Consider the following 23954-nt stretch of genomic DNA (forward strand, 5'->3'; position numbering starts at 1 on the left):
CGATTTATTTCTGCTTTTGGCCTGCTATAATTGCCGCCCTTTAATTTCTAACTCTAGGTTCTGGCGTGTCAAAACGGGGCAAAAATACGGCAAGTGCAGTGTCGATTTTCAATATCGATGATTTGTCCACTTGGCAAAAATATCGTAAAGGCTTGTGTGATAGCTGCCATGCAACCTGCTGTACCCTGCCCGTTGAAGTCACAGTGAGCGACTTAGTGCGCATGGCCTTAGTGGACGAGTTTGAAGCCGAGGGCGATCTCAAGGCCATCGCTAAACGTCTGCAAAAAGCGCGCATCATCGACAACTTCAACCACAAAACCGCCATTTTTACCTTGGCTCGCATGGCGAACGATGATTGCCTGTACCTCGACAGTAAAACCCGTCGCTGCACCATTTATCATCAACGCCCCGAAACTTGCCGCAATCATCCGCAAATCGGCCCTAAAGCGAATCACTGCCCTTATCGTCCCCGTGAGTAAGCTTTTGAATATGGAATTGGTACAGGGCTTCGAGTTGATGGCTGTCTCGCATCGCTTGCACCTGCCGATTAAATTCACGCGCAATCAAGTCTTTATTGATTGAACGTTTTGAGATCAGCATATAAAAAGGCTCCTGCTGCGTATTGGGTGACACCTTAGAGGTGAGCGTCTTAGGCAGTTCGCCCGACTGGGTTAAAGCGAGGCTGCCAGCTAAAATTTCCTTACGTGCTAGAAAGAATTTGCATCTGCGTTTAAGCAGCATTTCCGGCAAATGCTGTAGAGCGCGAATTTCATTGATGGGCGTTTCTTTGCGCCAGCCAAAGTTGTCGTAATTGAAGCCTTTAATGCCGCAAACCGTGCCAAAATCAGCCAACTGATTGATATCATTTATATGAAATTGCGGGTCTAGTTCTGCTTTCAAATAAAAATAACTGGGGGTGAGGTAATAATAAGCAATAGATGGGATATAATCAGTCGCCCTTTGTCGGTTGAGCGATGCGCTCATTGCGGCATCTATGCTGCCATTTTGAACGTCCTTCAAACAGCGTAACCAAGGCAAAGCCTGTACTTCATAATCAATTCCAATGGGTTTAAAGGTGCGTTCTAGCAGGTCGATATCGTAGCCGCTAAGCGTGGAAGTCTTAATGCCATCTTGCCGAATAAAATAATTAAACGGTGGATATTCAGTCTCTTCGACACAAAAGCGTAACCTTAATGGGGAAAGCTCGTCGGCACCATAGGCAGCAGGCGAGAGCAGAATCACGCATAATAAGGCGATTAGCGGATATAATAAACGCATCATACTTTTTAAGCGCAGTGGCGATTTTTTAAAGTGTAGCAAAGGGCTTAGCGACCGCAGGGTTCTTTATTGCCACAGGCTAGAGCCGCTTTATTGGGAAAAATTCAACTGATCCGCGAAAATCACTGCGCGGGTTGGTGCAAGTAAGTCTAGTGTGAAACAAAAGGTGTTACATGAGTCTCTTAGATAACGTGATGATTATATTGTGCTTAATTGCCGCGAGTTGTTTCTTTTCCATGTCAGAAATTGCTTTGGCCGCATCACGGAAAATCCGTTTACGTCAGTTAGCCGATGAAGGCGATGTCAGAGCTGAAAAGGTGCTGCATTTACAGTCGTATCCCGGCAGCTTTTTTACTGTGGTGCAAATTGGCCTGAATGCCGTTGCCATCATGGGCGGTATTGTGGGTGAATCTGCATTTCGTCCGTATTTTTATCAATTCCTTTCACCTTGGTTAGCCGATCCTTGGTTGGGTCAGGTGAGCTTTTTGATGTCGTTTTTACTCGTTACCAGTGCCTTTATTTTGGTGGCCGATTTAATGCCTAAGCGTATTGCGATGGCGATGCCTGAGCAAGTTGCCTTGGCTGTCGTTGGCCCTATGAGTTTCTGTATCGCGATCCTTCGTCCATTGGTGTGGTTTTTCAATGGCATGGCTAGCGCGATTTTTAAGTTGCTGCAAATCCCCACGGCTAGAAATGATGAAATTACTTCCGATGATATTTACGCGGTAATGAACGCGGGGGCAGAAGCCGGTGTACTCGATAGGGGAGAGCAACAGATGATGGAGAACGTGTTTGAAATGCAAACCGTTTCAGTCACTTCTGCGATGACGGCCCGTGAGAGCTTAGTGTATTTCCTGCTGCAAGACAGCGAGGAGGATATCAAACGTAAGATTGCCGAAGATCCTCACACTAAGTTTTTAGTCTGTGATGGCCAATTGGATATGGTCAAAGGTTTTGTAGATGCGAAGGAACTGCTGATCCGTGTGATTAACGGTGAAAAAATTACCTTAAAAGACAACAGTCTTGTGCATACCTCGCTGATTATTCCTGATACCTTAAGCCTGTCCGAGGCGATGGAATACTTCAAAAACAGCCGCGCCGATTTCGCGGTGGTGATGAACGAATATGCCTTGGTTGTAGGGATTGTCACCACCAACGATCTGCAACGGGCTGTGATGGGGGCTTGGTCGCTACACGAGAGCGAAGAGCAGATTATCGCTCGCGACGGCAATTCTTGGTTAGTCGATGGGGTCACGCCGATTACCGATGTGATGCGCGCCTTCGATATTGAGGAATTCCCTCACAGTCAAAATTATGAAACCATCGCCGGTTTTATGATGTACATGCTGCGTAAAATTCCTAAGCGCACCGACTTTGTTAACTATGCCGGTTACAAGTTTGAAGTGGTGGATATCGACGCCTACAAGGTCGATCAACTGCTGGTAACTCGTATCGATGGCAACGATAAGTTGATGTCGCCAGATACCTAATCTTATCAAAATTATAAAAACGGGACTCAGTCCCGTTTTTTATATCGCTACTAAAATTTAGATCGCTTCTAAAAACGCATTCACTATTGGATCGTCTAAGCGTTTGACCTTGCAACAACAACCCAGCTCAAAAGGGGCAATACCCACGGGGGAGGCTAATAGCTGGATCCTATCCCGCACCGGACTGTTATTGATCACTACCTCTGGGGTGATGCTCACGCCACACCCGAGCGCCACCATGGATGCAATCGCTTCCTGCCCCGACACCTGCGCATAAATATTGGGGCTTATTCCCATCTGTTTGAACCAATTATCGGCGCGGCGGCGCCCAGGGCCATGGTCGGGAATGATAAAGGGCACCCGCGACCAGTCGATGGGGGCTTGGCTTATCTGTTGCTGCACCGCGCAGCGCATGGTTGGCGCGATTAAGGACAAAGGCACATCGTCAATCTTGGCGAAATGCAAGGTGGCAGGAAAGGGATCCGGCAGCGCGGCAATGGCAATGTCGGCGCGATTTTGTTGCACTTCGGCCAGTGCATTGGCGGCATCCCCTGTGGTGAGGGCAATCTCAACAAAGGGATGTTCCTGCCGAAAACGTTCCAGCAATTGCGGTAAATGGCTGTAGGCGGCAGTTACTGAGCAATAGAGATTTAAGGTGCCGCGCAGCACGTCCTGTTTGAGATCGATACTGTGCCGCAGGTTGCGCCAATGGTGCAGGGTTTGCTCGGCGAACAATTTAAACTCGCGCCCCGCGAGGGTTAAGGTCACGCTGCGATTATCCCGTTCGAATAATTTGGCGTTCACTTCTTCTTCGAGCCGCTGCAAGGCGCGACTTAAGGTCGAGGGACTGACGTGCATCTGCTCCGCCGTCTTGGCGAAGTGCAAACTGTCACATAAGTGCAGGTACAATTTGAGGGTGCGTATGTCCATAACCTCGTCCTATTGGCCGCTTATCAAGGCTGTTGTAACCGAAAATGACATTGCATAAAACGCAATGTGAGGTTTCGAATATATCATTTTAAGCAACGATAGCCATAGGTTATAGTGATTTCAATCACAACCAATCATTAACAATAGGTTGATATTGGTTGAGTCCCAAATTCCCGACTTAAAGGTGGTATCTCAGATGGCTAACTATTTTAACTCTCTGAATTTACGTCAACAATTAGAACAGCTTGGCCAATGCCGTTTTATGGATCGCTCCGAGTTTAGCGATGGCTGCAATTACATCAAAGATTGGAATATTGTTATTTTAGGTTGTGGTGCTCAGGGTCTTAACCAAGGTCTGAACATGCGTGACTCTGGGCTGAATATTGCCTACGCCCTGCGCCCAGAAGCCATTGCCCAGAAACGTGCCTCATGGCAAAAAGCCACCGACAACGGCTTTAAAGTGGGCACCTTTGAAGAGCTGATCCCAACGGCGGATTTGGTGTTGAACTTAACGCCCGATAAGCAGCACTCCAATGTGGTTAGCGCTGTGATGCCGCTGATGAAACAGGGCGCAACGCTGTCTTATTCCCACGGTTTTAACATCGTTGAAGAAGGCATGCAGATCCGCCCCGATATTACAGTTGTGATGGTAGCGCCTAAGTGCCCAGGCACCGAAGTGCGTGAAGAATACAAGCGTGGTTTTGGTGTACCAACACTGATTGCCGTGCACCCAGAAAACGACCCTAATGGCGATGGTTTAGAGATTGCCAAAGCCTATGCGAGTGCCACAGGCGGTGACCGCGCTGGCGTGTTGCAATCTTCCTTTATCGCCGAAGTAAAATCGGATCTGATGGGCGAACAAACCATTCTGTGCGGTATGTTGCAGACGGGCGCTATCTTAGGTTACGACAAGATGGTGGCCGATGGTGTTGAACCTGGCTATGCCGCTAAGTTAATCCAACAAGGTTGGGAAACCGTGACCGAGGCGCTTAAGCACGGCGGTATCACCAACATGATGGACAGACTGTCTAATCCAGCCAAGATTAAAGCGTTTGAAATTGCAGAAGATTTAAAAGAAATCCTGCAACCCTTATTCGAAAAACATATGGATGACATCATCAGCGGCGAGTTCTCCCGCACTATGATGCAAGACTGGGCCAATGACGACGCTAACCTACTGCGTTGGCGCGCAGAAACCGCCGAAACGGGCTTCGAAAATGCCCCAGTTTCGAGCGAGCATATCGACGAGCAAACCTATTTCGACAAGGGGATTTTCCTGGTTGCGATGATTAAAGCCGGTGTCGAATTAGCCTTCGATACTATGGTGTCGGCGGGTATTGTTGAAGAGTCAGCCTATTACGAATCACTGCACGAAACGCCGCTGATCGCTAACACCATCGCCCGTAAACGTCTTTACGAGATGAACGTGGTGATCTCGGATACCGCAGAATACGGTTGTTATCTGTTCAACCATGCTGCAGTACCTATGCTGCGTGACTATGTCAATGCCATGTCGCCAGAGTATTTAGGTGCGGGTCTGAAGGACAGTTCTAACAACGTCGATAACCTGCAGTTAATCGCCATCAATGATGCGATTCGCCACACCTCAGTTGAGTATATCGGTGCGGAACTTCGTGGTTATATGACTGATATGAAAAGTATTGTTGGAGCTTAATTGATAAAGGCCTGGCCCCTAAGGATGTGGGGCTCGGCGTGACAAATTTATTCCTGCTTCGTAGGTTGTCGAGCGGGCAAAACCGACATGGGTTAGTTGGCGATAAGGTTCACTAACGCGCGTTTGTTAACGTTTCACTTTGTTGTTTTGCATTGTCTCGGCAGGGAAGCTGAATTTTTTTGACATTAGATATTTTTTTATTGTGTTTGGCTGTCGCTTTATGGTAAAGCTAATAACTCGCGGCGGGACAAGGTTCCCAAGGCAAGCATCGCTCAGGCTTAAAAGTGAGTAGCGATAAGAATTTCAGCGATACACATACAGAACACCGATTAGGAACCCATATTGATGTTTAACCAAGCTGCCAAGCTCATTCTCGTGATTATTACCGTAGTGATTATTAAATCACAGCGGGGGCGGCGCATGGCAAACTGGTAGACCTAAAAGGTTAAAAGTTTCGAAAGAACCCCCCGCTCCGAAAGGACCGGGGGGTTCTTCGTTTTCAGGCCCTAGGTTTTGGAAATGAGGTTTCGAAATAGCACAAATTACGAGTCGATTTTCGGCATTTCAGGATTAAGGTAGCGAGAGAAAGTATGGAACCAGGGCAGATGATTAGAGGCGCAGACGCAGTCATAAAAGTGTTGGCAGCACATGGTGTTACCACAGTATTTGGTTACCCAGGTGGTGCCATTATGCCAATCTACGATGCCCTCTATGGAAGCCCTGTCGAACATCTCTTAAGCCGCCACGAACAAGGCGCCGCCTTTGCCGCCGTAGGTTACGCCAGAGCCAGTGGTAAAACCGGTGTGTGCTTTGCGACATCTGGCCCAGGTGCCACTAACCTAATCACTTCGCTTGCCGATGCGCTTTTAGATTCTGTACCTGTTGTCGCTATCACGGGTCAGGTCTCTACCGCCGTGATTGGCACAGATGCGTTTCAAGAAATCGATGTATTGGGCATGTCCTTAAGCTGCACTAAGCACAGCTTTATGGTGACGGATGTAAACGATCTTATCCCGACCCTGTATCAAGCTTTTGAAATCGCGGCATCGGGTCGCCCTGGCCCAGTGCTGGTGGATATCCCTAAGGATATCCAAATCGCTCACCTTGAATATCGCACTCCCTTGCTGGCGGTGACCAATGAGCCACAGGCGAGCGCCAGTGAGATTGAAGCGGCCCGCGCCCTGTTAGCAGAGGCTAAGCAGCCTATGCTGTACGTGGGTGGCGGTGTGGGTATGGCGGGCGCGGTCGATCAACTGCGGGAGTTTATCAAAGCCACGGGTATGCCATCGGTCGCCACGTTAAAGGGCTTAGGCAGCATCGCCCACGGCACCCCGGGTTATTTAGGCATGTTGGGTATGCACGGCGGAAAGGCGGCCAACCTCGCGGTGCAGGATTGCGATTTATTAGTGGTTGCTGGAGCGCGCTTCGATGACCGAGTGACAGGCCGTTTAGCGACTTTTGCCAACAAGGCTAAAGTCATCCATTTGGATATAGACGCCGCCGAGCTAGGCAAATTGCGCCAGCCAGATGTGGCCATCGCCGGTGATTTACGCCAGATTTTCCCCGCCCTTGCTATGGCGCTGAACATCAGCCCTTGGCAAACAGAGGTTGAACATCTTGCCCGTAAACATCAATGGGATTATCAACATCCCGGCAGTTTAATTTATGCCCCCGCTATGCTGCGCCGTTTAGCCAATAAGCTGCCCGAAGACAGCGTAGTGTGCTGCGATGTGGGCCAGCATCAAATGTGGGTCGCCCAGCACATGTGGTTCCGCCGCCCTGAAGATCATTTATCCAGCGCAGGTTTAGGCACTATGGGCTTTGGTTTACCCGCCGCCATCGGCGCCCAAGTGGCTCGTCCCGATGCAACTGTGGTCACAGTGTCTGGCGATGGTTCTTTTATGATGAACGTGCAGGAGCTGACCACCATCAAGCGCCGCAAATTACCAGTGAAGATCCTGCTGATCGACAACCAAAAATTGGGGATGGTGAAGCAGTGGCAACAGCTATTTTTTGAAGAGCGCTACAGCGAAACCGATCTGTCAGACAACCCCGATTTTGTGCAACTCGCCTCGGCCTTCGATATCCCCGGCCGCACGATTTTCTCTTCCGACGAAGTGGAAGAGGCCTTAACCGAAATGTTAGCGGCTAAGGGACCCTATTTGTTACACGTAGCAATCGACGATGCTTTTAACGTTTGGCCACTGGTGCCCCCAGGCGCATCAAATAGCGATATGATGGACGAAATGGAGAAACAAACATGATCCACTCCCTAGAATTAACGGTTCAACAACGCCCAGAAGTGATAGAGCGTGTTCTACGTGTGACTCGTCACCGTGGTTTTACGGTCACCCAAATGCAAATGAGGATGAACGACGATGCGAGTCTATCGCTGGATATGGAAGTGGACAGCGAGCGAGCCATCGAGCTGCTCAGCAATCAACTGAATAAATTGATTGATGTCACTCAATGCAAGGTCTTGTTACCGCTAAACTTGCAACAACAAAAAGTACACGCATAAGCATCCAGTGGCTGCGGACATTAGCGCTGCAGCAAGGCCCTTAGGGCACGATTTTCGATTTGAGATAAGGGATAGAGTCAATGCCAAAGTTACGCTCAGCAACCAGTACCGAAGGCCGCAATATGGCGGGTGCCCGTGCGCTATGGCGCGCCACAGGGGTGAAAGACAATGATTTTGGTAAGCCGATTATTGCAATTGCCAACTCCTTTACTCAGTTTGTTCCCGGCCATGTGCACTTAAAAGATATGGGCTCTCTGGTGGCGAGCGCCATCGAAGAGGCGGGCGGTATTGCCAAGGAATTCAACACCATCGCCGTCGATGATGGTATCGCCATGGGCCACGGTGGCATGCTCTACAGTCTGCCTTCGCGGGAGCTTATCGCCGATAGCGTCGAGTATATGGTCAATGCCCACTGCGCCGATGCGCTGGTTTGTATCTCTAACTGCGACAAAATCACCCCCGGCATGTTGATGGCGGCGCTGCGCCTCAATATCCCTGTGGTATTTGTGTCGGGCGGGCCGATGGAAGCGGGTAAAACTAAGCTGTCGGACAAGCTTATTAAGCTCGACTTAGTCGATGCCATGGTGGCCGCGGCCGACTCGAGTGTAAGCGATGAAGATAGCGCTAAAATCGAACGTAGCGCTTGCCCTACATGTGGCTCCTGTTCGGGCATGTTTACCGCTAACTCGATGAACTGTTTAACCGAAGCTTTAGGCCTGTCGCTGCCGGGCAACGGCTCCATGCTCGCGACCCATAGCGACCGCCGCGAACTGTTTTTAGAAGCGGGCCGCCGCGTGATGGCGCTGACCAAACGTTACTACGAACAAGATGATGCCTCTGCACTGCCGCGCAACATTGCCAGCTTTAAAGCCTTTGAAAACGCCATGGCGCTAGATATCGCCATGGGCGGTTCGTCTAATACTGTGTTGCACTTATTGGCAGCTGCGCAGGAGGCTGACGTGGCATTCACTATGGACGACATCGACCGTATGTCGCGCCAAGTGCCGCACCTTTGTAAAGTGGCGCCGTCGACCGCTAAATACCATATGGAAGATGTGCACCGCGCCGGTGGCGTGATGGGTATCTTAGGCGAGTTAGACCGCGCCGGACTACTGCATACCGATGTGCCACATGTTGCTGCCGATGCGGGCGGCAATCTCAAGTCGGTGCTCGCCAAGTACGATGTCATGCAAACCCAAGATGACAAAGTAAAACAATTCTTTATGGCAGGACCTGCGGGCATTCCCACCACTAAAGCCTTTAGCCAAGACTGCCGCTGGCCATCGCTGGACGATGACAGGCGAGAAGGTTGTATCCGTAGCCGCGAGTTTGCCTTCAGCCAAGAGGGCGGTCTGGCCGTGTTATCGGGCAATCTGGCCGACAATGGCTGTATCGTTAAAACTGCCGGTGTGGATGAGTCTAACCTGACCTTTATCGGCAGTGCTCGGGTGTACGAAAGCCAAGATGATGCAGTCGCTGGCATTTTAGGTGGCGAAGTGGTGGCGGGCGATGTGGTCGTCATCCGTTACGAAGGGCCAAAAGGTGGTCCGGGTATGCAAGAAATGTTGTACCCCACCAGTTACTTAAAATCCCGCGGCTTAGGCAAGGCTTGCGCGCTGATCACCGACGGCCGCTTCTCAGGTGGAACCTCTGGTTTATCCATCGGCCATGTGTCGCCTGAGGCGGCGGCGGGCGGCACGATTGCCTTGATTGAAAACGGCGATCGCATTGAAATCGATATTCCCAAGCGCAGTATCAAGCTTGCGGTGAGTGATGCCGAGTTAGCGGCGCGCCGTGAAACCATGCTCGCCCGTGGACCAATGGCGTGGAAACCACTTTCGCGTCAGCGTTATGTGTCGATGGCACTTAAAGCCTACGCCATGCTTGCCACCAGTGCCGACAAGGGCGCGGTGCGCGATCGCAGTAAGTTGGAGGACTGATATGTTATCTCTCGCAGCATCGCAAACGGAGCAGGCTGAGGCGCAGGCCTCTCAGTCGAAGCCGGCCACTTCTGCCTTAGAAAAGAGTCAGCTTGCGCAAAGCTACCTGCAAAAAATCCTGCTGTCGTCGGTTTATGACGTTGCGAAAGTGACGCCACTCTCCAGCCTTAATAAACTCTCGGCGCGTTTGGGCTGCCAAGTATTTTTAAAGCGTGAGGATATGCAACCTGTGCATTCCTTCAAGCTGCGCGGCGCCTATAACCGCATCGCCCAGTTGAGCCAAGCCGAATGTCAACGCGGCGTGGTGTGTGCCTCGGCGGGTAACCATGCCCAAGGCGTGGCCATGTCGGCGGCCAGTCGTGGTGTGGATGCGGTGATTGTGATGCCCGAAACTACGCCGGATATTAAAGTCGATGCGGTGCGCCGTTTGGGCGGCAATGTGGTGTTGCACGGCCAAGCCTTCGACCAAGCCAATGGTTTTGCGATGGCAATGGCGCAGCAGGAAGGTCGGGTGTATATCGCCCCCTTCGATGACGAAGCCGTTATCGCAGGCCAAGGCACAATCGCCCAAGAAATGTTGCAACAGCAGCGCGACCTTGAAGTGGTATTTGTGCCCGTGGGCGGTGGTGGCTTAATTGCCGGGATTGCTGCTTATTACAAGGCGGTGATGCCACAGGTCAAAATCGTTGGGGTTGAACCTGAAGATGCGGCCTGCTTAAAAGCGGCGATGGAGGCGGGCGAGCCTGTCACGCTGGCGCAAGTTGGCTTGTTTGCCGATGGTGTTGCGGTTAAACGTATCGGCACTGAGCCATTTCGCTTAGCTAAGTGGTTTGTGGATGAAGTGGTGACGGTAACGTCCGACGAAATCTGCGCCGCCGTTAAAGATATTTTTGAAGATACCCGCGCCATTGCCGAACCCGCAGGCGCTTTATCCTTGGCTGGGCTAAAAAAATATGTCAGCACCAATACCACTGGCGAGAGTGGTAAGGGGGAGAAAGTCGCGGCGATTTTAAGTGGCGCAAATGTGAACTTCCACAGCCTGCGGTATGTGTCGGAGCGTTGCGAGTTAGGTGAGCAAAAAGAAGCCGTGCTGGCGGTTAAAGTGCCCGAGCGTCCCGGCAGCTTTCTGCGTTTTTGTGAGTTGCTCGAAAAGCGGGTGATGACCGAATTTAATTATCGCTTTAGCAGTCGCGATATGGCGGTGGTATTTGCGGGTATTCGTTTGACCAAAGGCCATGGCGAATTAGAGCAGATCATCAATACCTTAGAAGATAACGGCTTTGAGGTGCAGGACTTATCCGGTGATGAAACCGCGAAATTACATGTGCGTTATATGGTCGGCGGTCATCCACCGGAGCCGTTAGAGGAGCGCCTATTTAGCTTCGAGTTTCCTGAGCATCCGGGGGCGCTGCTGAAGTTTTTAACTACCTTGCAGAGCAAGTGGAATATCAGTTTATTCCACTACCGTAATCACGGCGCGGCCTTTGGCCGAGTGCTGGCAGGTTTTGAAGTCCCCGAGGGCGATGCCTTACCGTTTCAGCAGTTTTTAACTGAGCTGGGATTTGTCTATCAAGAAGAGACGCAAAGCCCTGCTTATCAGCTGTTTTTGAATGCTGGAAAAGGAAAAAAGAACCTGCCTTTGTAATCACTTAGCTTTAGGTGACAACTTAGGCTAAAGGAGGGGCGCACAGGCGCCCCTTTTTGTGGTAGTTTGGTTTAACAAATCAAGAGTGAATGCTCTAGTAATCAGACCTCGACCCTACGCATTAAGGAGACATGATGTTACCTGCACCGCATTTTTCTGCCTTTAATCCGCCTCGCCGCATTTTGATGGGGCCAGGTCCATCGGATGTTTATCCTGAAGTATTAGCCGCGCAGGCAAGACCGACCGTTGGTCACCTAGACCCATTATTTGTTGGTATGATGGATGAGCTTAAGAGCCTGATCCAATATGCGTTTCAAACCAAAAATGAAATGACGATGGCGGTGTCTGCCCCCGGCAGTGCGGGCATGGAAACCTGTTTTGTGAACCTAGTTGAACCCGGCGAAAAGGTGATTGTCTGCCGTAACGGTGTGTTTGGTGAGCGTATGCGCCAAAACGTCGAGCGCGTCGGTGCGATTGCCGTGGTTGTGGATAACGAATGGGGCACGCCAGTCGATCCTGTTGCCGTTGAGGCGGCACTTAAGGCTAACCCCGATGCTAAGTTTCTCGCTTTTGTGCATGCCGAAACCTCAACAGGCGCATTGAGTGATGCTAAAACCCTGTGCGCGCTGGCAAAACAATACGGCTGTTTATCCATTGTCGATGCGGTGACATCCCTCGGCGGTGTGGAATTAAGAGTCGATGAATGGGGAATCGATGCTATTTATTCTGGCAGCCAGAAATGTCTCTCCTGTGTACCGGGATTATCGCCTGTGTCTTTCTCGCCTGCTGCGGTAGAAAAGCTTAAAAACCGTAAAACGCCGGTGCAGAGCTGGTTCCTTGATCAAAGTCTGGTGATGGCCTATTGGACCAGTGCCGGCGGTAAGCGCAGTTATCACCACACCGCGCCCGTTAATGCGCTTTATGCCCTGCATGAGTCGCTGCGTTTATTGGCCGAAGAAGGTTTAGAAAATGCGTGGAAGCGTCATCAAGATATGCATTTAGTGCTGCGCGCTGGCCTTGAAAAACTCGGCCTGAAATTTGTGGTCGCCGAAGCTTCACGCTTGCCGCAGCTTAATGCCATTTATATCCCCGAAGGCGTCGACGATGCCGCCGTACGCGCGCGTCTACTCAAGGATTACAACCTTGAAATCGGTGCAGGCCTTGGTGCACTTGCGGGTAAAGCTTGGCGCATCGGTCTAATGGGCTTTGGTGCCCGTCGTGAGAATGTCGCGCTCTGTCTGCGCGCCCTAGAAGAGGTGCTGAACTAATATGTCAGTTTCGCGTATAAGGATGTTACGCAGAGTGAGTTTGCGCTCAGTGAGTTCACGTTTATTGATTGGCGGTTTGATTCTGATCTTAAGTGGTTGTGCCTCCAGCAATATGAGCAATACCAGTTGTGATTTTGTGCGAGGCACTGCTGGCAATCAGAGTCAACGCGAGGCCAGCGGTGATGATAGCAATGCTCGGCAGATGGATGTGGGCATTGGTATTTTAACCGCGATCTTCGGCAGTATTAGCCGAGCACTTTCTTCCGATGATAAATCGGATGAAAAGTGTGTTTAATCGGTGAGTTTTAGTCGTCTTTGATAGTTTATAAATCCCTGTAATGCGGGGATTTATACTTTTCTACTAGTTGTACTTAGTTGATGTTTTCTGAATTCATCCAGAATAATGTTCCGCGTGCTCTAGAGGATTCTTGGCTTTAAAGTTGTACTTTATTAAACATACTTGCGGCCTTACGGCCGAGGTGAATCAAGGTCGTGGGGCTTCACCCCACACCCGACCAAAAGGGGAAAAGCGCCTGTTCCCCTTTTGGATATCCCCCGGCGTCCCCAACGGAGTTGAAAGCCCCTTGGGCATTTAGCGTTCTTATGCTATCGCGTCAGACGCTCGTCCCTGATTCGACTGACGCTATCTCGGCCTCCATGCCTCGCTCACGCAACGAACGCAAATGCCCTGCGGCAACTCCGAGGGGATGGTGAACTTCTGTGATTTCAGTGTCGGACAGTTAGTCCCAAAAGAGTTATGACTGTCCGCTATTTCGCTCGTCGCGGCTACGCGCGGCCTATCCCTATTTATTATATTTTTACTGGTGCTATATGCCTAAAACCATAATACATAAGCCCAGACGCAAATAAACAAAATGTTCCACCAAGCCAAACGAACCATTGTGTATTTCCTGTTATGAGATTCCATGCAGCAAATATAGCCATCAAAAAATACGTTAATGATCCAACATATTTCATAAATAGACGGCTTGCCAATAAGACACCCACTTGCTCACCAAAGAAAGGAAATCCGCTTGATATAGTTGCTTTAACCTGAGAGCTGGCTACCTTTTCTATGGACCTTGAACCTTTGATTTTTCCTTCAATTTTAATTGGAACACTTGACGAACCATTATGAATGACTTGAACAACAAAATATTCTTCATAGTCCAGAAAATCAAAATTTAATCTATAGGTATTGGAGATTTCTTCGATTTTCTGGACTGAAACAGAATTTGACTCTTCACTAACACTGATAATTTGAATATCTAAAACATCAACGCCCTCGGGGATATAAACCCTCACCGGATCTCGTTCTACCAAGTCAGACTTATCAATTGTCTCTTTTCCGTCGTTCCAAAATGCCAATTTTGTTACGGTTATACGCTCTTGGACAGAGCCTTTGTAGCGTACCTCTAAGCCATCAAGTGAATTATGTAGTCCCTCAATAATCGTGTTGCTCGATTTTTCGAAGCAAGGAGTTTTGTTTTTTTGAGCCTTAAAGTAGAAAACAACTGCGAGAACGATCCCCAACACTGCCAAGGAAAAACTACCCAGCGTCACAATGGGATTGGTTGCTAGCGACTCTAAAGTTATGTTCTCCATCTGTATCCTCGTATAAATCCAACACCTCACTAAGCATTGAACGAAGCGAGTCTGTTTTAAGTGTTTCGTTATGTAAGTATTTGAGCGCCAAACTCAATCCGTCAGGTGAGGGTAAGACGCTACTAATTTCAAATTTATTTTCTAGGTTGCCAAGCTATCAGTCTTGACGTCTGGAGCGAATTGCTCAGATTTTTGAAGGTTTGGTTATTTGCGGAGAAGCTTGCTTGCCTTGGATAGCATAAGTACGGCAGCGGCAAGATCTCTAATCGCAGCAGCATTATCAACTGCAACCTGAACCAAGTTTACAAAATCAACCGTTATGAAGACTTGTAAACTAAGGGTCAATTCAATCATAGATTTCCTAGTATTTGTATGGCTTTTGCCAACACATCTACCAGATGGTGTATTTCAGTAAGTTGGTGTTCAGACCTCCTTGTTGGAACTGCATGGAACAACACATTTGGAATGGTTAAGCTCAAGGTGTGTTGAATTTAAGTTTTAGGTTGGGTTACTTACATAAGTTCTTAGTATTTATGCGCTGCGCTATTTGCAGGGCATAAATCTCTTATTGGACTTTGCCGCTGCCACATCCATGTCAATTGGTATAAATGATGCTATAGGAATTTGTTTTTTTGCGGTAGCGGTTTTTTATACAACTTGATGGGTAATTACTTGATATCGTTTTAGCTTTCTCATGCTTTTACGCTCACTTCCGGCTGATTGTTGACCTTGATTGACAGCATTTGGCCTCGCATTCAGGCTAACACTCATACTACATTTTCTTATTGGCTAGGGGTTGATATCAGATATGGGCAGAACTCTGTAGCATTACTAAAATAGGGTCAGTGTTCTAACGAATTAACGAGCCGCCCATTGTTAAATTTACAGAATGGTGTTTATAGGAATAGGGCGGATTACTGTGGGGGTTGGCAAGATTAAGCACTGGCATGTAAGTGACCGTTGGCGGCATGGATGCCGCCGTCGAGCACACAGGGATGTGCTTGCTGCGTGTCACTGGAATGACTGTGCTTAATCGTTTATTGGGGGAATAATGGCTGAATATATTTGTTCCTTGATAAGTCCTTTATAAGTTATTAACAGAGAAATAGAATTCAATCTTAATGGTTTTTCGCTCTATTTTTTTTTTGGTGTTAAATGCACAAATTAATGTTGTTTCTCGTTTTTATCCTATCTATTCCTGCCGTAATTATTGGCGCATTTGTCTTCGAGGATATTGGCGGTCAGCTGTTAATCTCTTGGTTTTCTTTGGTGCTTGGGCTGATTGGGATTGGTGGGATATTAAGATTTAGGCAAGAGCAGCTGTTAGCTTATGAGCTGGTTGAAGGGACGGTTGTTTCGCTGCAAGAGAATAATCGATATAGCGACGAGCCTGAGCACTTTAGGGATCAGCAAGTGTTTATTAATCCGGTGATTGAATATTTTTGGCGAGGGCAGCGCTATACCAGTGGCGCGCTGATGAATTATAACGAGCATGCCTACAACCGCTTTGGGCCGAAGATAGGCGATAAGGTGAGCTTATCTGTGCCAATCCAACACCCTGAAGCCGCTATCGAACACAAGTTCCTCGCAAGATACAGTCATTTGATTATTGGTGTGATGGCGCTTTTTATATCAGCTGTCTTGGCCGCATTGCTGTTGACGGATGTCGTGGCATTTACGCATGGCTGAAGTGATTGCTCGCTTGGACTCATCCTAACAAAAACGGCATCTACATAAGTTGCAGATGCCGCCTGTCGCGCTGAGTTAGCCCTTGAGTTGGCTTTATACTTTTTAACCGCTGGACTGCTCTTTACTTCTTGGTCTGAACTTTTCCACTAAAAATACACTTAAGCTGCTAATGATGGCGGCGAGTACAGTGGAGAAGAGCACATCCTGCGGCCAGTGCATGCCGAGTAACATGCGGCTGAGGCCCATCAATAATCCCCAAGTAAATAACGTGTTGGCAAATAGCGGCAAACCTGCGAGTAGCAAGTAATAGCTGGCGGTGAGCACTAAGGTGACTGCGAAAATCGTGTGGCCTGAGGGGAAGGAATAGCCGATTTCATCTTCCCAATGTTGGTGAATATTAGGCGCGAGTTTGACCTCTGGCTCCATGGTGTGTAGCTCGGTTAGTGCTTCTGCGATGGCCTGTGAACGCTCTGGCTTGGCTAATTGATAAAAAGTGTGTGGATTGAGTTGTGCTTCCTCTGGGAGGCCTTGGTCGGACAGATATACTAGGTTCGGTCTTGGCTCTTTAAACAAGGCTTTAAGGGTATGACTGGTACTCAGGCTGATAACTTGGCTGAGGCTAATGGCTAAAAACAGGCTAATAAACAGCGCTTTTGGCATATGGCGATAGGCGAGTGCTAGTACCACTAACACGGTTGCCACTCCATAGGGCGCCGTGCCTGTGGTGGTGAGCCAATATAAGGCTTTAGCTAGGGGCGATTGCAGGTCGATTAGCGGAAATAATTGATTTTGAGTGAGTAACAGTAAGCTTGGTATGGTTGCCAACAGTAACCAGACAAGGGTTAAACGACGTAGAAGATAGGCTGGATGAGTCAAAATATTCGCCTCCGAGTAAACCACATAGGCTACATGCCACGTTTGGGCTTGCCAATAAAAAAATCCCGACAGCAAAAAGTGCGCTGTCGGGGGTCTTCAAGGGTGGAGCGGTAGGTGCTATTGCACCGTATTCTTGGGTTGATGGCGGGTCACGAACATCAAAATCAGTAAAACTACGAGTAACAATCCGGTGCCCATCAGCAGAGCGTAATCTTCTAGTTGCAGTATCGAGTACAGCACCGCATACAAGCTCACCAGCATAGTGCCGACAATTGCACCACGCTTAAGGCTAGCGGTGGCACTGCCCACATAGGCGGAGACCGACAGCACTGGAATACAGGCGGCGATTAGATACGCTTGCAGGAAGGCAAGGTGCTCCGAGAGTGACAGTAATAGCAGGTAGAACAGGGCCATGGCGCTGCCAACCAACATGTATTGCACTGTGCTCAGGCTGGTCTTTTGACCCAGCTCGAAGATAAATAACATGATAAAAGTCAGTACGATAAATAGCAGACCGTATTTGACTGAGCGCTCAATCTTGCCGTAATGGGTCACAGGCTCAAACAGCATGGCATTAGCCACCACTTCCGTAAGCGTTGACTGGTTACTCTTAATAAATTCTTGCGGGTAGTTGCGAGTTAAGTGACTGATATTCCAGCTGGCAGTAAATCCATTGGTGGTGATTTCACGCTCGGCTGGGAGCAGGCCCTTAAAACTCGGGTGCGGCCAATCGGCATGGATATTCAGCAGGGTTTGTTCGCCTAATGGCAGGGCGCTAATCGACTGAGATCCGCGCAGCGTCATCGCAAAGTTCACACTAAAATCACTCGCTTCACCGACTTGGATCCCTTGGTTAAAACCTTTTTCTAGACCACCAGTCGTCAAACCTGTGCCCGACATCAGTGAGCCAGAGAGTAAGACTGAATCGCCCGTAACCTCAATTTTTTCTACCTTATCAATTGCTTGATTCGATGATACCCCAAAGACTAAACGGGCATTTTGATTATCGAAGGCGATAAGGTTAGGAATATCGTAACGGTTTAAGCGAAAGTCAGCCTGCCCATTAAGTGCTGCGTTATACACCAGAGATTGATAAATGCCGCGGGTACGGAAATCATGTTTTAGGTCTAAATCGAGGCTGAGTTTTTTCGGCAGGATCACCAGCTCGTCCTGATAGGTGCGCTTTACTTCGTGGCGAGTTTTGCCGTCGTTACTGACTTCTTCCTGCATCACAAAATAGCTGTAGGGGATGACCAACGCTGGGCCTGAGAGCGTTTGTTGCTCGCCCCATGAGCGGCCGATTTCATCGACCACACTGTGGTACAGGGCTTCGCGATCGGACGTCATGTCCATGATGATCCCAAGCGGTAGCAAGGCCACAATCGATAGAATGCCAATAGTTAAGGCTTTTAATAGCGTGGTGTTTTTCAATGCCGCTCCCTTTGCTGTGGCAGGCTGTTCCTGTGCTGACATATCTGTTCCTTGATCACGATTGAGTTTTTTAAGGAGTGCGCGCGCCACTAAATAAATTGCGCCGCCAAATAGCGCCAAACTCAGTAACGTGAGCACCCAGAAAATAATGTTAAACATGGATTTCATTCCCTATGAAATACGCGCGAGTCGCCACGGTATTCTGTGGGCTAACTCGATATCACGGCGGCTATTAAAACAGATTTGCCCGCAGGAGTTGCGGGCAAGTTGCTGATCAATAGTGGCAAAATTATGGCAATCGCCCAGATTCGAGCTAAATCCTAGGTCGCGGCTCGGGGCTTTTTGCCAAATTTGGGGTGTTTGGCCTCAAAATCATCTTCCTTGCGGATATGTTTAAGTAGCGTTTCAAGACATTCCTTAAAGATGTCGGTTTCTTCCGAATAGACGGGAGCATGGTGTGAAAACCATTGGTGTTTTTCACGCTCACGATTATTGGCGTCAGGCCAAATACGTAACTCATACTCATCGCCAATCACGACAATCGCAAAGTCGACGGCGCCATTGGTAAAAGTAATGCACTGGGGTAGATATACGGGCGCTTCACCTTTGAATAGCTCGTACCAAATGGCTTCGTTACGCCAAGAGACTATGGGCAAAGGCGCTTTGATGGAGCAGCCAATGGAATGATGCTGGTTAAACAGGACGGCCTGAATATCCTCCATGGCAAAAGGTTGTAAATCGCCATTCTTTTCAGCGAGTGAGTAAAGCATATTCATCAAAAATGGCAGCTTAGTGCCATTGCCAGTTTTGCGGCCGCAGAGTTTGGCTTCGCGGTAATAGATATTCATTCATCAATCCTTAATGACGGGCTAACCTTGGATGAGCGCGTTGTTCGTCTCAAGGTAAAGCGATAGCCCTTAGTGAGGAAATGGCTTATGTTAACTCAAGTTGCCCGTGAGCTGGCGAATTCACGTTAAGTTTGCGAAATATCCGACAAAAGTGAGACAACCATCCCTTGGATAATAAGCCGATAATGGCATCAATTTGGGGTGGTTATTCACGGTTACTGGCCTTTGGAGAGTGCATGTCGAGCCCTTTTTCACCCCGCGAGTGGTTACAGCTAAATATGCAACAGCAAGGTTTACTGCAGCCTCAGGCTTCAGTTAGCGAGCTGATTAGCCGCCTTGGTTATGTGCAAATCGACTCTATCAATGTGGTCGAACGGGCACATCACCATGTGTTACACAGCCGGATGCCGCAGTATCAACCGCAGATGCTGGATAAGGCGCTGGCACAGGGCGAGATTTTTGAATATTGGTCCCATGCGGCGGCCTATTTACCCATCGCCGACTACCGTTTTAGTTTGCAACGTAAACAACAACTGCAAAATGGCGGCAAACATTGGTTTGAGCCAGACGATAGGGTGATGCAGGAAGTGCGTGCCCGCATTCGCGCCGAAGGTCCACTTAAAGCCAGTGACTTTGAGCATACTGAAGGTAAAAATGGCGCCTGGTGGGACTGGAAACCCGCCAAAAAGGCGCTAGAGCAGTTGTTTATGCGCGGCGAGCTAATGGTGGTGAGGCGGGAGAAATTTCAAAAATGTTATGATCTTACCGAGCGAGTGCTCCCAAGTCATACCAATACCCAAGCACCGAGCGAGAGCGAATTTGCCCGCCACTTGATTGAGCGTTATCTCGATGCCCATGCCTTTGGTTCAGCGGCACAAATCGCTTATCTGCGCAAAGGTATAAAAGCGCACGTGTCTGAGCAATTAGCCGCTATGCAGTCTCAGGGTGAGTTGGCAAGCTTTAAGGCCGAAGGGCAATGGTATTTTTATCGTCCCGAGCTGCACATAACCGCTGCGATGCCCAACCGAGTCTGGCTACTCAATCCCTTCGATAATCTATTAATTCAGCGGCAACGATTAAAGCAATGGTTTGATTTTGATTATCAAATTGAAGTCTATGTGCCCGCCGAAAAACGCCAATATGGCTATTACTCCCTCGCAATTTTGTGGCGTGACCGCTTCGTGGGGCGAGTGGATGTGAAAGCCGAGCGGCAAAGCGGTTTACTGCTATTACAACAGCTGACCTTAGAAGCTGGATTCGATGGCATGGATGATGACTTCTGTGCGGCATTTGAGGCGGCAGTCACTGAGTATGCGCGCTTTAATGGCTGTAGTCGCTGGAAACTGGTGAAGGCTAACCATAAGGCATTTAAACAACTATACGCACGGCAGCAGAAGATCTAATCGGGATCTTTGTCGTTATCTGGGCATTTGTTTTTAGATGGTACATCCATCCAGCGAAAGCACAGGTACAGCAATGCCAAAAAGATCAGTGGCAGTGCGGCATAGCCTAAGGATAATGAGCTCTTCTCTCCGCGCGCGAGCCAGTAGCAGGGAATGTACACTAAGGGATAAGCAAGGGTTCCCCATAGAAAACTCTTATTCATCAGTCGATAAAACCAATGCACTTTAATCGTGGTTTGGCTGGCAAGTCCCATCAGGCTGGCGAGGACTACAAAGGGATAACTGAGCAGTGGCAGGCCGCCAAGGAGCAATAATCCCCAAAGCAGATAGTCTTGATAGTGTGTGCTGATTGCGATATCCATGGTCTTCTTCCCTGACGATTCGAATTCGAGCGCTTAAGTCTAGGCGCCCACAACTATTCTTACTCGGTAAGCCCTTGCTGCATCTTAAGCCAAAAACGCTGCTGACAGAGGTTGCTAAAGGATTTTTGCTGCGGCGAAATCGCGATATTGGCGGTGACGACTCGATAACTCAGCCAATAATCGGCACAAACCATGTCTGACTCATCAGCCTGGATATCTTGCTCGCTTAACAGGCTGACCACAACCCCGTTATCAAAGTGATACAGGGTTAAGGATTCGCAAATTTCAGCATTGTCATCCCGATAACTGTGCTGCTCTTGGGTGTGGCTCACCACTGAAACCGGGCTTGGAAAGCCTTCAATAGCAAGGATATAGCTGGCGAGTTGTTGCATGATTTCCCTAAGTGACTCAATGCTTGAAGTGTTAAAAACAAAAAAAGCACAGCTGCGCTCTCGCTAACTGTGCTCTTTCACACATGCATTATCAGTTAGTCCGCGGCGTTCAGCTTTTTCTCAAGCTCGTTAACTTGCGCCTGCAGAGCTTCTAACTTCTCGCGGGTTTTCAGTAGTACATGCTGCTGTACTTCAAATTCTTCACGGGAAACCAGATCTAACTTGAGCAATTGATTTTGCAGCACTTGCTTGCTGCGCTCTTCAAATTCACCGGCAAATTGCTTAAGACCGCTGGGCAAACTATCGCTCAGTTGCTTCGCCATTTCTTCGATTTTCTTTGGATTGATCATAATCTTGTCCGCCTCTTTGCTGAATGGATGAATTGTAACTCAGTACGTTAGCTTTCAAAAGTAAAGCCGCGGATTGGGCCGTGCTCATCGCCACGATTGCGCGCTTTGTCACGGCGGTGTGATAACGATTGCAAGGGGATTTGTTGGCCTTAAAACCTTAGCTTCTGCTATGATCCCATCCCCCTTCTGAAGACTTGTTTGGATATTGCGCGAAGATGAAACTCAATCCTGCCCAAAATGATGCTGTTCATTATGTTTCGGGTCCCTGCTTAGTATTAGCGGGCGCGGGCAGTGGCAAAACACGCGTAATTATCAACAAGATTGCCTACCTAGTGCAAAAGTGTGGCTACAATGCACGCAATATCGCGGCGGTAACTTTTACCAACAAAGCCGCGCGCGAGATGAAGGAGCGGGTCGCTCAGTCTATGGGGCGCAAAGAGGCTAGAGGTTTGTGGATTTCGACCTTCCACACACTGGGGCTTGAGATTGTAAAACGTGAGCATAAAGTGCTGGGATTAAAGCCAGGGTTCTCGTTATTCGATGATCAAGACACGCTTGCGCTCCTTAAAGAGCTGACTCAAAAAGAATTACAGGAAGATAAAGACTTACTTAAAGCTCTTGCGGGGGCGATTTCCAACTGGAAGGGGGGGCTGATTATTCCCGACCAGGCGCGCAAACAGGCAAAGGATGAACAACAGCAGTTGTTTGCCATGTTGTATCAGCGTTATGCCCAGCATATGAAAGCTTACAACGCCTTAGATTTTGATGACTTAATTCTGCTACCGACCTTATTACTAAGGCATCACGAGGAAGTGCGTACGCGCTGGCAAACCAAGATCCAATACCTGCTGGTGGACGAATATCAGGATACCAACACTTCCCAGTATGAAATGGTCAAGTTACTGGTGGGCGAGCGGGCGCGTTTTACCGTGGTGGGGGACGACGACCAGTCCATCTATTCATGGCGCGGGGCTAAACCGCAGAACTTAGTGTTGTTGGGCAAAGATTTTCCCAAGCTTAAGCTGATTAAACTCGAGCAGAATTATCGGTCTAGCCAACGTATTTTGCGGGCGGCTAACATCCTTATTGCCAACAATCCCCATGTGTACGATAAGTCGTTATTTAGCGAGTTGGCTTATGGTGAGCCGATGCGAGTGCTGTTTGCCGCCAATGAGGAGCAAGAAGCTGAGCGTGTCGTTGCTGAAATCATTCGCCACAAGTTTGTTGGTCGTACCCAATTTGGTGACTACGCGATTCTGTATCGGGGGAACCACCAGTCTCGCCTGCTCGAACGGGCGCTGATGACTAACCGTATCCCCTACAAGTTAAGTGGCGGTACCTCGTTTTTTGCCCGTGCTGAGATTAAAGACATCATGGGCTACCTCAAATTAGTGGTAAATCCCGACGATGATAACGCCTTTTTGCGGGTAGTAAACTTGCCTAAGCGCGGCATTGGTCCATCGACCTTAGAGCGTTTGGGTAACTTCTCCAACGAGAAACATATCTCCATGTTTGAGGCGATTTTTGACCCTGAGCTGAATCATCATTTACCGCCTAATGCCATGTCGGCCTTGTATCAATTTGGCCGTTTTATTGTCGATACCGGGGAGCACGCCGAACGAGGCGAGCCAGTTGAGGCGGTAAAACAATTGATCCGTAAGATTAATTACGAAGACTATTTATACGAGACCAGTACCAGCGCCAAGGCCGCCGAGATGCGGATGAAAAACATCTCCGAGCTCTATCGCTGGGTGACGGAAATGCTCTCGGGGGATGAGTTAGAAGAACCCATGACCTTGCCTGAGGTGGTTAACCGCTTGACGCTTAGGGATATGATGGAGCGTAACAGCGAGGATGAAGGCGGCGATCAGGTGCAGTTAATGACGCTGCATGCCTCTAAAGGGCTGGAATTCCCCTTCGTGTTTATGGTGGGGGTTGAGGAGCGCATTCTGCCACATCAAACCAGCATAGATGAAGATAACGTCGACGAGGAACGTCGTCTGGCGTATGTGGGGATTACGCGTGCTCAGCGTGAGCTGTGGTTTACTCTTTGCCGCGAGCGTCGCCAGTTTGGTGAAACCATGCGCTGCGAGCCGAGCCGTTTTCTGCATGAGTTACCGCAGGATGACCTTATTTGGGAGAACCGTAAACCGCAGCAGACCGAGCAGGAGCGCATGCAGACGGGGCGCAGCCATATCTCAAATTTAAGGGATATGTTTAAAAAACAGTAATCACAAGATTCATCATGTGA

The 23954-nt window shown here is 49.0% G+C and carries 22 protein-coding genes; 12 read left to right on the forward strand and 10 right to left on the reverse strand.

Annotation, left to right across the window (positions count from 1 at the left end):
* Positions 1-65 precede the first annotated feature (65 nt).
* The gene (locus tag CBX96_RS14340; RefSeq protein WP_011621163.1) at positions 66-479 is read left to right on the forward strand and encodes a YkgJ family cysteine cluster protein; all 414 of its coding nucleotides are present in this window, start codon (positions 66-68) and stop codon (positions 477-479) included.
* Here CBX96_RS14340 and CBX96_RS14345 read toward each other — a convergent pair.
* On the reverse strand, positions 442-1281 hold the full coding sequence (locus CBX96_RS14345) for an ABC transporter substrate-binding protein (RefSeq protein WP_109287173.1): 840 nt from the start codon (positions 1279-1281) through the stop codon (positions 442-444). The two genes, CBX96_RS14340 and CBX96_RS14345, sit on opposite strands and share 38 nt — an antisense overlap.
* A 170-nt stretch (positions 1282-1451) precedes the next feature.
* Here CBX96_RS14345 and CBX96_RS14350 point away from each other — a divergent pair, with 170 nt between their 5' ends.
* A complete protein-coding gene (locus CBX96_RS14350) occupies positions 1452-2768 on the forward strand; it encodes a hemolysin family protein (RefSeq protein ID WP_109287149.1) in 1317 nt (438 codons plus the stop codon).
* Between the two features lie 57 nt (positions 2769-2825).
* Here the strand turns inward: CBX96_RS14350 and ilvY are convergent, their stop codons facing one another.
* Entirely contained in the window at positions 2826-3698 is an 873-nt protein-coding gene (ilvY, locus tag CBX96_RS14355) for an HTH-type transcriptional activator IlvY (protein ID WP_109287150.1), read from the reverse strand.
* A gap of 196 nt (positions 3699-3894) precedes the next feature.
* Here ilvY and ilvC point away from each other — a divergent pair, with 196 nt between their 5' ends.
* The 7 genes from ilvC (at position 3895) to CBX96_RS14395 (ending at position 13042) form a co-directional block, all read left to right on the forward strand.
* Positions 3895-5373: a ketol-acid reductoisomerase gene (gene ilvC / locus CBX96_RS14360; RefSeq protein WP_011621167.1), complete on the forward strand. Its 1479-nt coding sequence runs from the start codon at positions 3895-3897 to the stop codon at positions 5371-5373.
* A 590-nt stretch (positions 5374-5963) separates the two neighbouring features.
* A complete protein-coding gene (ilvG, locus tag CBX96_RS14370) occupies positions 5964-7637 on the forward strand; it encodes an acetolactate synthase 2 catalytic subunit (protein WP_181382210.1) in 1674 nt (557 codons plus the stop codon).
* Positions 7634-7894 (forward strand): acetolactate synthase 2 small subunit, encoded by a 261-nt coding sequence (ilvM, locus tag CBX96_RS14375; protein ID WP_011621169.1) that lies wholly within the window; start codon positions 7634-7636, stop codon positions 7892-7894. The genes ilvG and ilvM overlap by 4 nt, the downstream gene beginning before the upstream one ends.
* An 80-nt stretch (positions 7895-7974) precedes the next feature.
* Positions 7975-9834, forward strand: a complete 1860-nt coding sequence (gene ilvD, locus CBX96_RS14380; protein ID WP_109287152.1) for a dihydroxy-acid dehydratase — start codon at positions 7975-7977, stop codon at positions 9832-9834.
* A 1-nt stretch (position 9835) separates the two neighbouring features.
* On the forward strand, positions 9836-11479 hold the full coding sequence (gene ilvA, locus CBX96_RS14385) for a threonine ammonia-lyase, biosynthetic (protein ID WP_109287153.1): 1644 nt from the start codon (positions 9836-9838) through the stop codon (positions 11477-11479).
* A 134-nt stretch (positions 11480-11613) separates the two neighbouring features.
* A complete protein-coding gene (locus tag CBX96_RS14390; protein WP_088212618.1) occupies positions 11614-12747 on the forward strand; it encodes an alanine--glyoxylate aminotransferase family protein in 1134 nt (377 codons plus the stop codon).
* 34 nt (positions 12748-12781) lie between these two features.
* A complete protein-coding gene (locus CBX96_RS14395; protein ID WP_239000481.1) occupies positions 12782-13042 on the forward strand; it encodes a hypothetical protein in 261 nt (86 codons plus the stop codon).
* Positions 13043-13557: 515 nt separating this feature from the next.
* Here CBX96_RS14395 and CBX96_RS14405 read toward each other — a convergent pair.
* Complete coding sequence (locus tag CBX96_RS14405) at positions 13558-14352, reverse strand: hypothetical protein (protein ID WP_109287155.1); 795 nt, start codon at positions 14350-14352, stop codon at positions 13558-13560.
* 204 nt (positions 14353-14556) lie between these two features.
* A complete protein-coding gene (locus tag CBX96_RS21585) occupies positions 14557-14706 on the reverse strand; it encodes a hypothetical protein (protein WP_181382211.1) in 150 nt (49 codons plus the stop codon).
* 813 nt (positions 14707-15519) lie between these two features.
* Between CBX96_RS21585 and CBX96_RS14410 the strand changes: the two genes are divergently transcribed.
* Complete coding sequence (locus CBX96_RS14410) at positions 15520-16041, forward strand: DUF3592 domain-containing protein (protein ID WP_258294680.1); 522 nt, start codon at positions 15520-15522, stop codon at positions 16039-16041.
* Positions 16042-16143: 102 nt separating this feature from the next.
* Here the strand turns inward: CBX96_RS14410 and CBX96_RS14415 are convergent, their stop codons facing one another.
* The 3 genes from CBX96_RS14415 to CBX96_RS14425 all read right to left on the reverse strand — a co-directional run bounded on the left by CBX96_RS14415 (position 16144) and on the right by CBX96_RS14425 (position 19196).
* On the reverse strand, positions 16144-16917 hold the full coding sequence (locus tag CBX96_RS14415) for a phosphatase PAP2 family protein (protein ID WP_109287174.1): 774 nt from the start codon (positions 16915-16917) through the stop codon (positions 16144-16146).
* A gap of 117 nt (positions 16918-17034) precedes the next feature.
* Positions 17035-18507: a cell envelope integrity protein CreD gene (creD, locus tag CBX96_RS14420; protein ID WP_109287157.1), complete on the reverse strand. Its 1473-nt coding sequence runs from the start codon at positions 18505-18507 to the stop codon at positions 17035-17037.
* Between the two features lie 161 nt (positions 18508-18668).
* Positions 18669-19196, reverse strand: coding sequence for a hypothetical protein (locus tag CBX96_RS14425; protein WP_109287158.1), 528 nt, complete (start codon positions 19194-19196; stop codon positions 18669-18671).
* Positions 19197-19432: 236 nt separating this feature from the next.
* Here CBX96_RS14425 and CBX96_RS14430 point away from each other — a divergent pair, with 236 nt between their 5' ends.
* Positions 19433-20599: a winged helix-turn-helix domain-containing protein gene (locus CBX96_RS14430; RefSeq protein WP_109287159.1), complete on the forward strand. Its 1167-nt coding sequence runs from the start codon at positions 19433-19435 to the stop codon at positions 20597-20599.
* On the opposite strand, the gene CBX96_RS14435 is transcribed toward CBX96_RS14430, so the two are convergent.
* The 3 genes from CBX96_RS14435 to CBX96_RS14445 form a co-directional block, all read right to left on the reverse strand.
* The gene (locus CBX96_RS14435; protein WP_109287160.1) at positions 20596-20961 is read right to left on the reverse strand and encodes a hypothetical protein; all 366 of its coding nucleotides are present in this window, start codon (positions 20959-20961) and stop codon (positions 20596-20598) included. The genes CBX96_RS14430 and CBX96_RS14435 overlap by 4 nt on opposite strands.
* Before the next feature lie 59 nt (positions 20962-21020).
* Positions 21021-21353, reverse strand: coding sequence for a hypothetical protein (locus CBX96_RS14440; RefSeq protein ID WP_109287161.1), 333 nt, complete (start codon positions 21351-21353; stop codon positions 21021-21023).
* A 95-nt stretch (positions 21354-21448) separates the two neighbouring features.
* Positions 21449-21703, reverse strand: a complete 255-nt coding sequence (locus tag CBX96_RS14445; protein WP_011621181.1) for an accessory factor UbiK family protein — start codon at positions 21701-21703, stop codon at positions 21449-21451.
* A 215-nt stretch (positions 21704-21918) separates the two neighbouring features.
* On the opposite strand from CBX96_RS14445, the gene rep reads away from it, so the two are divergent.
* Positions 21919-23934, forward strand: a complete 2016-nt coding sequence (rep, locus tag CBX96_RS14450) for a DNA helicase Rep (protein ID WP_109287162.1) — start codon at positions 21919-21921, stop codon at positions 23932-23934.
* Positions 23935-23954 lie beyond the last annotated feature (20 nt).

It is taken from the genome of Shewanella sp. BC20 (genome assembly GCF_003129585.1).
GTDB classification, from domain to species: Bacteria; Pseudomonadota; Gammaproteobacteria; order Enterobacterales; family Shewanellaceae; genus Shewanella; species Shewanella seohaensis.

Coding starts and splice junctions, on each gene's coding strand:
- CBX96_RS14345 (WP_109287173.1), bottom strand. CDS start 1,281: ATGATGCGTTTATTATATCCGCTAATCGCCTTATTATGCGTGATTCTG.
- CBX96_RS14350 (WP_109287149.1), top strand. CDS start 1,452: ATGAGTCTCTTAGATAACGTGATGATTATATTGTGCTTAATTGCCGCG.
- ilvY (WP_109287150.1), bottom strand. CDS start 3,698: ATGGACATACGCACCCTCAAATTGTACCTGCACTTATGTGACAGTTTG.
- ilvC (WP_011621167.1), top strand. CDS start 3,895: ATGGCTAACTATTTTAACTCTCTGAATTTACGTCAACAATTAGAACAG.
- ilvG (WP_181382210.1), top strand. CDS start 5,964: ATGGAACCAGGGCAGATGATTAGAGGCGCAGACGCAGTCATAAAAGTG.
- ilvM (WP_011621169.1), top strand. CDS start 7,634: ATGATCCACTCCCTAGAATTAACGGTTCAACAACGCCCAGAAGTGATA.
- ilvD (WP_109287152.1), top strand. CDS start 7,975: ATGCCAAAGTTACGCTCAGCAACCAGTACCGAAGGCCGCAATATGGCG.
- ilvA (WP_109287153.1), top strand. CDS start 9,836: ATGTTATCTCTCGCAGCATCGCAAACGGAGCAGGCTGAGGCGCAGGCC.
- CBX96_RS14390 (WP_088212618.1), top strand. CDS start 11,614: ATGTTACCTGCACCGCATTTTTCTGCCTTTAATCCGCCTCGCCGCATT.
- CBX96_RS14405 (WP_109287155.1), bottom strand. CDS start 14,352: ATGGAGAACATAACTTTAGAGTCGCTAGCAACCAATCCCATTGTGACG.
- CBX96_RS21585 (WP_181382211.1), bottom strand. CDS start 14,706: ATGATTGAATTGACCCTTAGTTTACAAGTCTTCATAACGGTTGATTTT.
- CBX96_RS14410 (WP_258294680.1), top strand. CDS start 15,520: ATGTTGTTTCTCGTTTTTATCCTATCTATTCCTGCCGTAATTATTGGC.
- creD (WP_109287157.1), bottom strand. CDS start 18,507: ATGTTTAACATTATTTTCTGGGTGCTCACGTTACTGAGTTTGGCGCTA.
- CBX96_RS14425 (WP_109287158.1), bottom strand. CDS start 19,196: ATGAATATCTATTACCGCGAAGCCAAACTCTGCGGCCGCAAAACTGGC.
- CBX96_RS14430 (WP_109287159.1), top strand. CDS start 19,433: ATGTCGAGCCCTTTTTCACCCCGCGAGTGGTTACAGCTAAATATGCAA.
- CBX96_RS14435 (WP_109287160.1), bottom strand. CDS start 20,961: ATGGATATCGCAATCAGCACACACTATCAAGACTATCTGCTTTGGGGA.
- CBX96_RS14440 (WP_109287161.1), bottom strand. CDS start 21,353: ATGCAACAACTCGCCAGCTATATCCTTGCTATTGAAGGCTTTCCAAGC.
- CBX96_RS14445 (WP_011621181.1), bottom strand. CDS start 21,703: ATGATCAATCCAAAGAAAATCGAAGAAATGGCGAAGCAACTGAGCGAT.
- rep (WP_109287162.1), top strand. CDS start 21,919: ATGAAACTCAATCCTGCCCAAAATGATGCTGTTCATTATGTTTCGGGT.